The 13283-nt window shown below is 65.2% G+C and carries 13 protein-coding genes; 3 read left to right on the top strand and 10 right to left on the bottom strand.

Translation table 11 applies throughout. The annotated features are described in order from the left end of the window. Positions 1-12: 12 nt before the first annotated feature. The 4 genes from FHR96_RS02255 to FHR96_RS02270 form a co-directional block, all read right to left on the bottom strand. Entirely contained in the window at positions 13-1122 is a 1110-nt protein-coding gene (locus tag FHR96_RS02255) for an NAD/NADP-dependent octopine/nopaline dehydrogenase family protein (RefSeq protein WP_246392725.1), read from the bottom strand. Between the two features lie 552 nt (positions 1123-1674). Then, a complete protein-coding gene (catA, locus tag FHR96_RS02260; protein WP_183386007.1) occupies positions 1675-2649 on the bottom strand; it encodes a catechol 1,2-dioxygenase in 975 nt (324 codons plus the stop codon). 47 nt (positions 2650-2696) lie between these two features. Then, entirely contained in the window at positions 2697-2987 is a 291-nt protein-coding gene (gene catC, locus FHR96_RS02265; RefSeq protein WP_183386008.1) for a muconolactone Delta-isomerase, read from the bottom strand. 30 nt (positions 2988-3017) lie between these two features. Continuing rightward, entirely contained in the window at positions 3018-4139 is a 1122-nt protein-coding gene (locus FHR96_RS02270; RefSeq protein ID WP_183386009.1) for a muconate cycloisomerase family protein, read from the bottom strand. 102 nt (positions 4140-4241) lie between these two features. Between FHR96_RS02270 and FHR96_RS02275 the strand changes: the two genes are divergently transcribed. Then, on the top strand, positions 4242-5117 hold the full coding sequence (locus tag FHR96_RS02275) for a LysR family transcriptional regulator (RefSeq protein ID WP_183386010.1): 876 nt from the start codon (positions 4242-4244) through the stop codon (positions 5115-5117). 59 nt (positions 5118-5176) lie between these two features. On the opposite strand, the gene FHR96_RS02280 is transcribed toward FHR96_RS02275, so the two are convergent. The 4 genes from FHR96_RS02280 to pobA all read right to left on the bottom strand — a co-directional run bounded on the left by FHR96_RS02280 (position 5177) and on the right by pobA (position 9218). After that, positions 5177-5959: an ion transporter gene (locus tag FHR96_RS02280; RefSeq protein WP_183386011.1), complete on the bottom strand. Its 783-nt coding sequence runs from the start codon at positions 5957-5959 to the stop codon at positions 5177-5179. A 101-nt stretch (positions 5960-6060) separates the two neighbouring features. Beyond that, positions 6061-6849 (bottom strand): M48 family metallopeptidase, encoded by a 789-nt coding sequence (locus FHR96_RS02285; protein WP_343066310.1) that lies wholly within the window; start codon positions 6847-6849, stop codon positions 6061-6063. 27 nt (positions 6850-6876) lie between these two features. Beyond that, complete coding sequence (locus FHR96_RS02290; protein ID WP_183386012.1) at positions 6877-7830, bottom strand: Gfo/Idh/MocA family oxidoreductase; 954 nt, start codon at positions 7828-7830, stop codon at positions 6877-6879. 191 nt (positions 7831-8021) lie between these two features. Then, positions 8022-9218 (bottom strand): 4-hydroxybenzoate 3-monooxygenase, encoded by a 1197-nt coding sequence (gene pobA, locus FHR96_RS02295; protein WP_183386013.1) that lies wholly within the window; start codon positions 9216-9218, stop codon positions 8022-8024. 151 nt (positions 9219-9369) lie between these two features. On the opposite strand from pobA, the gene FHR96_RS02300 reads away from it, so the two are divergent. Next, on the top strand, positions 9370-10281 hold the full coding sequence (locus FHR96_RS02300; protein ID WP_183386014.1) for a helix-turn-helix domain-containing protein: 912 nt from the start codon (positions 9370-9372) through the stop codon (positions 10279-10281). A gap of 178 nt (positions 10282-10459) precedes the next feature. Further along, positions 10460-11368: an MBL fold metallo-hydrolase gene (locus FHR96_RS02305; RefSeq protein WP_183386015.1), complete on the top strand. Its 909-nt coding sequence runs from the start codon at positions 10460-10462 to the stop codon at positions 11366-11368. A 105-nt stretch (positions 11369-11473) separates the two neighbouring features. On the opposite strand, the gene FHR96_RS02310 is transcribed toward FHR96_RS02305, so the two are convergent. Further along, entirely contained in the window at positions 11474-12763 is a 1290-nt protein-coding gene (locus tag FHR96_RS02310; RefSeq protein ID WP_183386016.1) for a TRAP transporter large permease, read from the bottom strand. After that, positions 12753-13283 (bottom strand): TRAP transporter small permease, encoded by a 531-nt coding sequence (locus FHR96_RS02315; RefSeq protein ID WP_343066311.1) that lies wholly within the window; start codon positions 13281-13283, stop codon positions 12753-12755. The genes FHR96_RS02310 and FHR96_RS02315 overlap by 11 nt, the downstream gene beginning before the upstream one ends.

A 13283-nucleotide genomic window follows, 5' to 3' on the forward strand; every position in this document is an offset into this window, starting at 1 on the left:
GGTCAGAAACTTTCATGCACGGGAGCCTTGACCCAGCAACTTCTGCATCGCTTCTTGGGATAGGTCCGCCAACCCCAGCGCCTCCAGGGTACGACCCTCGGCGTAGAGGTCTCGACCGGTGATCGCCGAGGCCAGGTTCAGCAGCCCTTCCGCGACCGGCGTGGCTTGCCCTGCCCAACGACCGACAGAGACGATGAAAGAGAGACCCAAGCGGGTGTCCTCCAGCATGTACCGGTGACTCTGAAGGTCGATGTTTTCACGCCAATCGCCGCTATCGGTGAGCTTGCCGTGGGCACCTCGACCGTACATCCATTCTTCACCATCACTGGCATAATGGTTAGCAAGCGGGAAGTGAGAAGGGCCATACCCCAGTGCTTCGCGCACAGCGATACGTTCACCGTCCAGCCTGGAAGTGACGCTACGGATCGAGGACTGAGTACCTTCGTTGTGAATGTCCCAAGCGTCGAAATGCTGCAGAGGGCCGGCGTTCATCATGATCAGCGGTGGATGAATAACGGGACCCGCATTCATTAGCGCACCACTCAAAGCATCCTCGATGGGCTCGACGCTGGGATAGGCCTTGCCAAGAAGGCTAAAGGCGTGGTCCGACAACGCGCTGGGAAATACTCCAGTCGGTAGTCGTGTAGCGTAGACGCTGATAACGACGCGATTCGGCCCGTGCTTGCGCGCCAGGTAGGGCAGTGTGCCTGTTTCGCAGAACGCCACACGACTCTGATTGCCGGAATCGCGCATGGCCTGGTAGAACAGATAGCTACCGAAGGTCCCCGGTGGCAAAAACACCACCTGGTCGTCCTTGAATAGCGGGGCCATCTGTTTTGCCAGGCTCTCGTGAGTGGTCGAAGGTAGCGGCATGACCAACAACTGAGCATGTTCCACTGCGGCTGCCAAATCATCTGTCAGGGTCAGCTCTCCCCGTCCCCCGCCGACGGGAATACGTCGCTCGCCTTTGACGTCTTTGACGTCTATGCCTCCCAGCTCTTTCAGTTCCCTCAACGCCTCACCATCTCGCCGCCACAGCACGACATCGAAGCCTTTCTCGACCATCTCCACTGCCGCGGCATAACAGCCATGACCACCACCAATTACACTCACCTTCATCATTTCTCTTGTCCTTTTTCGTTTCTCATGTTTCACAAATGCACAGCGTTGTCTTATTTTTTTAAAACGCGGCACCACCTAGAGTCCCTGCTCCCACCAAAGCCCTCTAATTAAATCTTCACCAACTATCATCCCAAGCAAAGATAATGGTTCTGGTATTTACGGTTCCTACCAGCTGCCAGGCTTTACCCCGAACTCTTGCTCCATCTTGAAGGCACACATGGTGCTCTGCGGCAATATCGTTAAAAACTGCCAAGTCATCAGATTCCCGCTTATCGATAGCTTGGTCATGTCGGGGCTCCTCATGATTGTCTTGTATCGGGCATCGATACCTAAAAAGAAAATATCACATGAAATTTCAACCAAATTGATCAGTAATAGTTAGCCCGTGCCTCAAGACTAGGCTGATGCTATCAATAGAAGGCACTCCATATGCCAACTCACTTAAATTCCTTATATGACAGCTAATTATATATATTCTTTTTTACTCTCCGGACGCCCCCCGGCACTTTTTGCGTGCCAGGCAGACTTCCTTGCACACGGGCAGTGCATAACTCAGACCTTGGCGGAACCCGCCTGCTGGCTGGCCTGGTCCTGCTCGTCTTCCTTGGCCCGCGGGCGCTTGTGGCGATGCTGCAGTTCACGGTCCGCAGTCGCCGACAGTTCGACGTCGAACACCACCTCGGTGAAGGGGCCTTCGAAGCCGCGTGCTTCGATCGTTGCCGCATCCTCGACTCGCTGCCCGGCGACCACCAGCTCCTCGCGAGTGGCGAAGGCGAAGTCGTCGAAGGTGTAGGGGTCGCCCGCCAGGTTGATCTGGGTCGTCAGGTGCTGGTGCCCCGGCGCCGAGACAAAGTAGTGGATGTGCGCCGGGCGCTGGCCGTGGCGGCCCAGGGCCTTGAGCACCTGGTCGGTGGGCGCGCCTTCCGGCACGCCATAGCCGGAGGGAACGATGCTGCGCACCGCGTAGCGACCCTCGGCGTCGGTGATGATCGAGCGGCGCAGGTTGTACTCGGCCTGCGACGGGTCGAAGAAGGAGTAGCCGCCCTTGGAGTCGGCGTGCCAGATCTCGACCTTGGCCCCGGCCACCGGCTGGCCGTCGGTGTCGCGCACCTGGCCGGTCAACCACATCGCCTCGCCGTCGCTATCGGTGCCGTCGTCCATGCGCCCGCTGCCCTGCAGCTCCGGGGCGCCGGCCACGTACAGCGGGCCCTCGATGGTGCGCGGCGTGCCACCGGTGCGGCCGGCCTCGGCGTCGGCCGCGTCCATGCGCATGTCCAGGTAGTGGTCGAAGCCGAGCCCCGGGGCCAGCAGGCCGAACTGGGTGCCCTGGCCGAGCGCGTTGAGCACGCTGACGCTGCTCCAGAACTCCTCGGGGCTGACGTCGAAATCGTCGATCAGCCGATACAGGTCGGAGAGCAGGCGATGCAGGATCTGCTTGGCGCGCTCGTTGCCGCCGTCCTGCTCGAAGCCGCTGACGGCCTTGAGAAAGTCCTGAACCTCGGGGGTATCGAAAATCTTCACGGTCATGCTGGCGTCCTCATGGTTGTTATAGCGAGTCATCGATGAACGGCGTATCAGCTGTCGTCGTCACGGATCGACGAGGGATGGCGGCACAGCGGCTTGACGGCGATCTCCATGTAGGGGAACAGCGGCAGGTGGGAGACCAGCTCCTGCAGCTCGGCGTTGTCCTCGACGTCGAAGATGCTGACGTTCGAATAGCTGCCGGCCACCCGCCACAGGTGGCGCCACTTGCCGGCGCGCTGCAGCTCCTGGGAGTAAGCCTTCTCGGTCGCCTTGATCTCGGCGGCCTGCTCGGCGGGCATCTCCGGCGGCAGTTTCACGGTCATTTCCACCTGGAAGAGCATGGGAATCTCCTTGGCTGGGCTGGGCGCGGCTCAGTCGCGGCGCCGGTAATGGTCGAGCTTGTCCTCGTCGAGGCTGATGCCGAGGCCGGGACCGGCCGGCAGGTCGACGCCGAAGTCGTGGTAACGCAGCGGCTCGGCGACGATGTCGTCCTTGAGCAGCAGCGGGCCGAACATCTCGGTGCCCCAGGTCATCTCGGGCAGGGTCGCCCAGGCGTGCAGCGAGGCCGCGGTGCCGATGGTGCCCTCGAGCATGGTGCCGCCGTACAGGCCGACGCCGGCGGCCCGAGCCACATGGGCCAGTTCCAGCACGCTGCGCGGTCCGCCGGCCTTGGCGATCTTCAAGGCGAAGGCATCGCCGAAGCCGCCGGCGGCCAGGGTGAAGCCGTCGCGGGCGTCGTGGACCGCCTCGTCGGCCAGCATCGGCACCACGAAGCGCTGGGCAAGCCGGGTCAGGCCGGCGAACTCCCGGGCCGGGATCGGCTGCTCGATGAGATCGATGCCGGCGGCCTCCAGGGCGTCGATGCCGCGGGCCGCGGTGGCCTCGTCCCAGGCCTGGTTGACGTCGACGCGCACGCTTGCCCGATCGCCCAGCGCTGCCTTGATCGCCGCGACATGGCGCACGTCCTGGTCCAACGGGTTGGCGCCGATCTTGAGCTTGAAGTCGCAGTGGCGGCGTTCCTCGAGGCGCTGGAAGGCCTCGTCGATATCCTTCCGGGTGTCGCCGCTGGCCAGGGTCCACAGCACCGGCAGATGCGTGTGGCGAGCGCCGCCCAGCAGCTCGGCCACCGACAGGCCGCGGCGCTTGCCCTCGGCGTCGAGCAGCGCGGTCTCGAGCCCCGACTTGGCGAAGCTGTTACCGCGGGCATGGCGATCCAGGCACGCTCGCAGGGCGTTGAGGTTGTGCGACGGCTGGCCGATCAGCAGCGGCGCCAGGTAGGTGTCGATGGTCTGCTTGATGCCCTCGGGGCTCTCCGGGCCGTAAGACAGGCCTCCGATGGTCGTGGCCTCGCCCAGCCCCTCGGTGCCGTCGGACAGGCGCAGACGGATGATGACCATCGTCTGGCAGGCCATGGTGGCCATGGAAAGCTTGTGGGGGCGGATGGTCGGCAGATCGACCAGCAGCGTCTCTATGGACTCGATCACAGATGACATGAGTGTCCCGATACCAGTAACTATACTTTTCAAGTATTCTCGTCATACCCGTGTCTCCCGACCAATATCCATTCGGGCAGGCTCCATGCCCCAGGAGGTATGATGGAACTTAGTCAACTGAGGGTATTTCTCGTCATCGCCGAAGAGCTCAACCTGACGCGAGCGGCCGCCAAGCTACATATGACACAGCCGCCTTTATCAAGAAGAATCAAGACAATAGAGGAGGAGCTCGGCACTCAGCTGTTCTTTCGAAGCCCCAGGGGACTATCCCTGACGGCGACCGGAGAATTCTTGCATGAGCAGGCAAAGCAGATTCTGAGCAAGGTAGAGACAAGCATGGCGACCATTCGCCAGATGGAGCGCGGCCAGGCGCCAATCTTCGGCATCGGCTTCGTGCCCTCGGTGTTCTACGGGCAGTTACCGTTACTCGTTCGCAGCCTGCGACAAAAGGATGAGGTCGAGCTTGCCCTTAGAGAGTTGACCACGGTGGAGCAGGTCCAAGCCCTCAAAGCCGGTCGCATCGATCTGGGCTTCGGACGCCTGAAGATCGATGACCCTGAGATCGAGCAGAAGGTGTTATTCGACGAACCATTGATCGCCGCCCTGCCGGCCGATCACCCTCTGAGGGACAGACAACCGACGTTGGCCGAGCTGGCCGAGTACCCCTTGATCCTGTTTCCCGCCACGCCACGCCCCAGCCTGGCCGATATGGTGCAGGGTCAGTTCCGGCGTCGCGGCATCGCCATTCGCGTGGTGCAGGAAACCAACGAACTACAGACCGCCCTCGGACTGGTGGCCTCGGGCCTAGGCATCACCCTGGTGCCAGAACAGGTCAGTTGTGTTCATCGACCGGGTATCGTTTTCACCCCCCTGGCCGACGAGACCATCACTTCTCCCGTGATCTACAGCCGGCGTAAAGGGGAACCGCTATCTCCTGTCATGCGCCAAGTCGATGCGCTGCTGAGCGAAGAGGGATAACCGACTTCTGGCAGACGCCTCGAGGGCGACTACGAGGTCAAGGACCGCGACGGCGGGGGCTAATCGGCCCGCCGCTCGCCGCTGACTTCGCCTTCCCGGCCGGCGAGCTCGCCGCGCAGCGCTCCGACTTCTTCGCGCAGGGCGCGCACCTCGCCGTGAAGCTCGCGAATCAGATCGCGATTGGCCCGGTGCAACCGCGCCTGCTCGTCCTCCTGGTCGTCGACGAACAGCGAGCCCACGTAGGCGGCGAAGCTGCCGAACAGTCCCACCCCGGCGATCATCAGCGCCACGGCCACCATGCGTCCCAGGGTGGTCACCGGGAAGTAGTCGCCGTAGCCGACCGTGGTCACGGTCACGAAGGCCCACCATAGCGCTTCCTCTGCGGTGTCGATGGAGCTCTCGGGATTGGGCCCCTCCACCAGCAGGATGGTCATCGAGCCGAAGGCCACCAGCAGCAGGGTCGCGGTGGCGGCCGAGGCGAAGATGCCCTCGGCGCGATTGCGAAACAGCAGCCGCCAGATCATGTGCAACGACTTGATCGCCCGCAGCAGCCGAATCACCTGCACCACCCGCACCAGGCGGCCAGCGAACAGCAGGCCCGCGGGAATGCTCGCCACCAGGTCGATCCACCCCCAGCGCATGAAGCGCCACTTGTTCGGCGCGGCACGCAAGCGGATGCAGAAATCCGCGAAGAAGAACAGGCAGGCCACCAGATCGAGGTAGTGCAGCAGCCGCGACATCTCCGGCGGCAAGGCGAAGAGCACGTCCACGGCCAGCGCACCGAGGACGTAGAAGGACAGCACGAGGATCAGCAGCTGGAAGGGGGTGAGACGATCGTTCATGGCATAGAGATCGGATTCGATGGTACGAAATGCCGAACCTTACGCTCCCGGCGCCCGCTTGTCGCCTCTCCCCCTTCACGACGGGCCTTCACGACGGGACATCAACCGCAGGCCGGCGCCTGGGCCTGGCGGCCTAGCGCGCGTGCCTCGTCGAGGTGTCCTTCCAGCAGTGCGATGCGCGAGTCGTGGGCGGGGTGGGTGGAGAGAAACTCCGGCGGCTGGCCGCCCCCCGCCGCGGCCATGTTGCGCCACAGCGCGACGCTTTCCCCAGGCTCGAAGCCCGCCGCCGCCATGATTTCCAGCCCCATCAGGTCGGCTTCCTCTTCATGGGTGCGGCTGAACGGCAGGCTGATGCCCAACCGGGCGCCGATGCCCAGCGCCCGCATCAGCGGCTCCCCGGCCAGCTCGCCTTCGCTGACCAGCCCCACCACCAGCAGCGCGGCCTTGATGCCCAGCTGCTGGGTCAGCCGCTCGTTGCCGTGGTCGGCCAGCACGTGGGCGACCTCGTGACCGATCACCGCCGCCAATTGGTCAGGCGACTCGGCCACCCGCAGCAGGCCGCTATGCACGCCGATGCGCCCGCCGGGCAAGGCGAAGGCGTTGGGCGCGGCATCGTCGAACACCACCACCTCCCAGGCCTCGGGCATCTCGACCTCGGGATAGTGGCGCCGCGCGGCCTCCACCACCGCGTCGGCCACACACTGCACCCGCCGGTCGATGGCCGAATCTTGCACGGTGGGCCGGCGCTCGCGCAGCTGGGCGAAGCTCCGCTCGCCCAGCTGCGCCATCAGGGTGTCGGGCACCAGCGCCAGCTGCGAGCGCCCGGAAGGGGTTTCCTCGCAGCCGGCCAGCAACAGCACCAGCAGGATCCACGTCAGTACACGTTTCACGATCGTTCGTCTCTCGGCTCGGCGGGGTCAGGCCTGAGAGGATGCCATGCTCCGCTGCAGACGATCGAGCACCCGCATGCTCGGCAGGCAGCTGGAAAAGGAGGCCTCGGGCGCGCGGCCCTCGCGGATGGCGGCGACGAACTCGCGGTCCTGGTCGAGGAAGCCACTGCCGCTCAACGGAACCGACTCGCCCCGATGATCCTCGAGCTCATCGCGGAAGGCCAGGAAGGTATCTTCCTCGCCGATGTAGCGATAGAAGCCGCCGAACGGGCCGCGGTTGTTGAACGACAGCGCCAGGGTCGCCAGTACCCCGCGGCGCGAGCGCAGCCCGATGCTCATGTCCATGGGAATGCCGAGCTCGGGATGGTCCGGCCCCCGGCTGCCCCAGGCCTCGGGCTCGGGATCGTCGAGCAGCCAGGCAAAGAGGTCGACGCTGTGGCAGGCGTGGTGCCACAGCAGGTTGTCCACCCAGCGGCGCGGCTGCCCCTGCATGTTGAGGTTCTCGCGACGGAAGAAATAGGTCTCCGAGACGAGGTGCTGGAGATGAAACTCGCCGGCGGCCAGGCGCCGCTTGAGCTCGCGGTGCGGCGGATTGAAGCGCCGCGTATGGGCTACCATGCAGACCCTGTCCGAGGCCTCGGCCCGGGCGACGATCCGCTCGGCATCGGCGAGGCTCAGGGCCATGGGAATCTCGCACAGCAGATGCTTGCCAGCGGCGATGACCCGCTCTGCCTGATCGGCATGCCGGGGACTCGGCGTGGCCAGGATCACCGCGTCGAGGTCATCACGGGTCAGCGCCGTGTCCATGTCGAGCACCACCTCGGGGATCTGCCACTCCGCGGCGAAGGTGCGGGCATCGGCCTCGTCGCCACCCACCAGACAGGCCACCTCCACGCCGGGGATCTCGCCGAGGACCCGCATATGGACGCCGGCAATGCCCCCCTCGCCGGCCAGCAACAGACGCAGCGGTTGCTCGCTCATGGTGTTCTCCCTGCTTGAACGTCGAGCGCATGATTCCAGAGACGGCCCTGCGCAGAAAGCCCACAGCTCGTAGCCCTTTGCCTTTAACCCGCAGCCCGAAGCCCGAAGCCCGAAGCCCGCAGCCCGCAGCCCGCAGCCCGCAGCCCGCAGCCCGCAGCCCGTAGCCCGCAGCCCGCAGCCCGCAGCCGAGGCTATTCCAGAGGCTCGTAGGGCAGTCCCACGTAGTTCTCGGCAATGGTGGTGAGCCCCGCCTCGGAGCCGGTGACATAGTCGAGCTCGGCCTGCTGCATGCGGGTGCCGAAATCCTCCTCCTCGGAGAACTTGTGCAGCATCGAGGTCATCCACCAGGAGAAACGCTCGGCCTTCCAGATGCGCTTGAGGCAGGTCTCGGAATAGCGCGGGATCAGGTCGGTGCGCCCTTCCCGGTAGACCTTGACCAGCAACCGATAGAGGGTATTCACGTCGCTGGCCGCCAGGTTGAGTCCCTTGGCCCCGGTGGGCGGCACGATATGGGCGGCATCGCCCACCAGGAAGAGCCGGCCGTATTGCATGGGCTCGACCACGAAACTGCGCAGCGGCGCGATGCTCTTCTCCAGCGACGGACCGGTGACCAGCTGGGCCGCGGTCTCCTCGGGCAAACGGCGCTTGAGCTCCTCCCAGAAACGCTCGTCCGACCAGTCCTCGGCCTTCTCGTCCAGCGGCACCTGAATGTAGTAGCGGCTGCGGGTCTCGGAGCGCATGCTGCACAGCGCGAAGCCGCGCTCGTGGCGCGCATAGATCAGCTCGTCGGCCACCGGCGGGGTGTCGGACAGCATACCCAGCCAGCCGAACGGGTAGACCCGCTCGAACTCCTTGATGCGGTGTTCGGGAATCGAGCGCCGCGACACGCCATGGAAGCCATCGCAGCCCGCCACGTAGTCGCAGTCCAGGCGATGCGTCTCGCCGTCCTTCTCGAAGGTGACGTAGGGCGTGGCATCGGGGCTGTCACCCTCGAGATCGTGGGGCTGGACGTTGTCGGCCTCGTAGATCGTCGTGCCGCCGCTGGCCTCACGGGCCTCCATCAGGTCGCGCGTCACCTCGGTCTGACCGTAGACCATCACCCGCTTGCCGCCGGTCAGCCCGGCGAGGTCGATGCGCACTCGGCGATTGTCGAAGGCCAGCTCGACACCGTCGTGGGGCAGGCCCTCGGCATCCATGCGCTCGTCCACGCCGGCCTCGCGCAGCAGGTCGACCATGCCCTGCTCCAGCACGCCGGCACGGATGCGGCTCAGCACGTATTCGCCGCTCTTGCGCTCGAGGATGACATTGTCGATACCCTGACGGCTCAGCAGCTGGCCCAGCAGCAGCCCCGAGGGTCCGGCGCCGATGATCGCGACCTGTGTTTTCATGGCGTGCTCCGTGATGATGCGTTCGCAGTTGATGAGTTGTATTTTTCACTGAAACCACGGCCTGGATAAGGCAATATCCGCATCACGCCTTGGACATTTCCGGCATTAACCACCTACCTTAGTCGTAGTATCCCCATCTTCAGGAACCGCCATGGCCGACTCCCTCGTGCCCGTCTTCCAGCTCTACGGCGAGACCCGACAGTGGCCGACGCCCGACCTGCTGCACTGCGAATCGATCCCCGAGCGCAGCCGCCGCCACGACTGGCGCATTCGCCCCCACCGCCATGCCGACCTCTACCACCTGCTGCATCTCTCGGCGGGCGGCGTGAACCTGGAGCTTGAGGGCAGCGAGCGGACCTTCGATGCCCCGCTGCTGATCGTGGTACCGGCCATGAGCATCCATGGTTTTCATTTCTCGCCGGACACCCAGGGCCATATCGTCACCCTGTCGCGGCCGCTGGCCGAAGGACTGCAGCAGCGCCTGGCCGGCCAGGCCGGCGTGCTGGCACGGCCCGAGGCGCATCCGCTGAACTCGCCGCGTCAGCGGGCACGTATCGCCACCCTGATCGACCAGATCGACGACGAGTATCGGCACCCGGCGCTGGGCCGTAGCCACCTGCTGGAGGCCCTGGTGGAGGCACTGACCGTCGAGGTGGCACGGCTGGCAGAGCCGTTGCCCGGCGCCGCCGCGCGCTCGCGCCCTCGTCAGCGCGGCGAGGCAAGGGAACACCTTCAGGCCTACCAGGCATTGATCGAAGAGCACTACGCCGAGCAGCCCGGTATCGAGTGGTTCGCCGAACGACTGGGCATGAGCAGCGCCCATCTCAACCTGCTGTGCCGACGCCTCGCCGGTCGCAGCGCACTGCAACTGCTCCATGAACGCCTGCTGCTCGAAGCCAAGCGTCAGCTCACCTATACCAACATGACGGTCGGCGAGGTGGCCGACGGCCTGGGCTTCTCCGAGCCCGCCTACTTCACACGCTTCTTCAAGCGCCTCACCGGCATGCCGCCTCGCGACTTCCGGCACCAGCACAAGGGCACCGAACAGCCAGAGACGCCGTGAAGCGCTTCTCTCTCGCTCTGACGATATCCACCTCCGCACATGCCCACATTCGTCGAATTGCCGTGCCAGAGTTGAATGCTAATCTCCCTGAGCGAATAACAAACATTAATTCGCATAACGAACCGCATTCATGAGCAATCCCCCTGCGGCCCTCCTCTCTCCACGGGAGATCCACACCATGAAAAAACGTCTCTTCTGCCTGGCCGTGCTCGGCCTCTCGGCCAGCGCCTCCGGCGTGACACTGGCCGAAACCCAGGTGGTCATGCTCGGCACCGGCACCCCCGTCCCCGATGGTGAACGCGCGGGGGCCGGCGTCGCCGTCATCCACGACGGTGAAGCCTACGTCTTCGATGTCGGGGCGGGCGTCGTCGAACGAGCGACCCAAGCGGCCGAGCGATTCGATATCGAGCCGCTGAGCCCCATCAACATCGATCACCTGTTCCTGACCCACCTGCACAGCGACCATGTGCTGGACTATCCGGAACTGCTGGCCACTTACTGGTGGCGGCGCAGCGATCAGCTGCAGGTCATCGGCCCGCCGGGCACCCACGCGATGAGCGAAGGCATCTACACCATGCTCGCCGATGACACCGAAACGCGCCTGAAGGACAAGAGCCCAGTCACCAATCCCGAGGCGGCCCATGCCGCCGTCACCGAGATCAGCGGCCCCGGCACGGTGTACGAGGCTGGCGAGATTCGGATCGACGCCTTCCCGGTGTCGCATGGCGACTGGGACGAGGCCTACGGCTACAAGGTCACGACGCCCGACAAGACCATCGTCATCTCCGGCGACACCTCGATCGACGCCGAGGTCCAGCGCCAGGCCGAGGGCGCCGATATCCTGATCCATGAGGTGATCAGCCGCAGCGGTTGGGCAGATCTCCCGGAGCAATGGCAGGCCTACCATCAGTATGCCCACACCCTGAGCGACGAGCTGGCCGGCCTGGCGAACGCCGCCCGGCCGGACCTGCTGGTGCTCTACCATGTGCTGCACTACGGCGCGCCGATCGAGTCCGCCCTCGAGGAGGTTCAGCAGCGGTACGACGGCGAGGTGGTGCTGGCCGACGACCTCGACGTCTTCCGCTGACCCCCGTCTCCGTCTGCCCGTCGCGCTGACACGACAAGGCCGGCCCGAGGGCCGGCCTTGTCCTGGCCTGTTGCCAGGCCGGGTCCGTGGGGAAGCACTCCCGGACTACATCAGGAACAGCGTCGTCAGTGCAGGGAACAGGATCAGCAGCGCCAGGCGCACGAAGTCCGAGGCGATGAACGGCGACACCCCGCGGAAGATCTCGCCCAGCCCCACGTGCGGCGCCATGGCCTTGATCACGAACACGTTCATGCCCACCGGCGGGGTGATCAGCCCCAGCTCCACGGTCAGCACCGTGACGATGCCGAACCACACCGGGTCGATGCCCAGCGACTGGATGATCGGGAACACCACCGGCACCGTGATCACCAGCATGGCGATGGAGTCCATGAACATGCCCAGCACGAAGTACATCAGCAGGATGCACAGCACGACCACGATCGGCGCCAGCTCCATGCCGTAGAGGAAGTCGCTGATCGAGAACGAGATCCGCGACACCGAGATGAAGTAGCCCAGGGTGTCGGCGCCCACCAGCATGAAGAACACCACCGTCGACAGCGCCAGGGTCTCCTGCACCGCCCGCCACAGCTCACGCCCGCGCAGGCCCTTGGCCAGGGCGTAGAGCAGGGTGGCGAAGGCCCCTACGCTGGCCCCCTCGGTGGGGGTGAAGATGCCGAAGTAGATGCCCAGGATCATCACCAGGAACACCGCGAAGAACGGCACCAGCCCGGACAGCGAGGCCAGCTTCTCGCGCCACGTGGTCGGCTCGCCGGCCACCGCCAGCGACGGCTTCACGCGCATCACCACGGTCACCGTGAGCGCGTACATCACCAGCCCCATCAACCCCGGCACCAGCCCGGCCATGAACATGTCGCCCACCGACTGCTCGGTGAGGATGGCGTAGATCAGCAGCGCGATGGATGGCGGAATCATGATCCCCAGGGTGCCGCCGGCGGCCAGCGCGCCGGTGGCCAGGCCTCGATGGTAGCCATAGCGCTCCATCTCCGGCAGCGCCACGCGGGTCATGGTGCTGGCGGTGGCCAGCGACGAGCCGGAGATCGCCGAGAACACCCCGCACGAGCCCACCGCGGCGATCGCCAGGCCGCCCTTCCAGCCGCCGCAGATCACCCGGGTGGCCTGGAACAGCTTGCCGGCCATGCCGGAGTGGGCCGCCAGCACGCCCATCAGGATGAACATCGGCACCGCACTGAAGCTGTAGTTGGACAGCACCTCCACCGGCACCGTCTTGAGCTGGGAAATCGCCGCGTCCCAGCTGATCACCTGGGCGAAGCCCACCACCCCGACGACCAGCATGGTCAGCGCCACCGGCACGCGCAGGATCATCAGCACCAGCAGTCCGCCAAGGCCCAGCGTCCCGATCATCTCACTCGCCATGGGACACCTCCGCGTCGCGACCGAACAGCGCGCCGAGCAGCGCCTCGATCAGGCTGCGTACCCCGAGCAGCAGGCTCAGGGCCGCGGCCGCGTAGTAGATGGGGCTCATCGGCAGGCGCAGGTCCTGGGTCACCTCGCCGTGGCCCGCGGCGCTCTGCGCCGAGTCGACCAGGCCGAGGAACAGCACCAGGCCCAGTGCCGCGAAACCCAGCAGGTAGACGCCATGCAGGCGGTTCTTTATCGCCGGGGCGAGGCCGTGGGAGAAGGCCTCGACCACCACCTGGCTCTTCTCGACGTTGGCCGCCATGGCGGCCAGCAGCGAGCACAGCATCAGGTAGCTGACCAGCTCGACGCTGCCGGTCACCCGCAGCGCGATGGCGCCCTCGGTGAGCCGATACAGGTAGCGGGTGCTGACGTCGGCGATGGTCACCGCCAGCAGGGCGACCAGGGCAATGCCGGCCACCACCCGACAGACGAGGGCCAGCGCGTGGCTGGCCCGTTCCAGATAGGTCGTCATCAT

The organism is Halomonas organivorans, from assembly GCF_014192055.1.
Lineage (GTDB): Bacteria > Pseudomonadota > Gammaproteobacteria > Pseudomonadales > Halomonadaceae > Halomonas > Halomonas organivorans.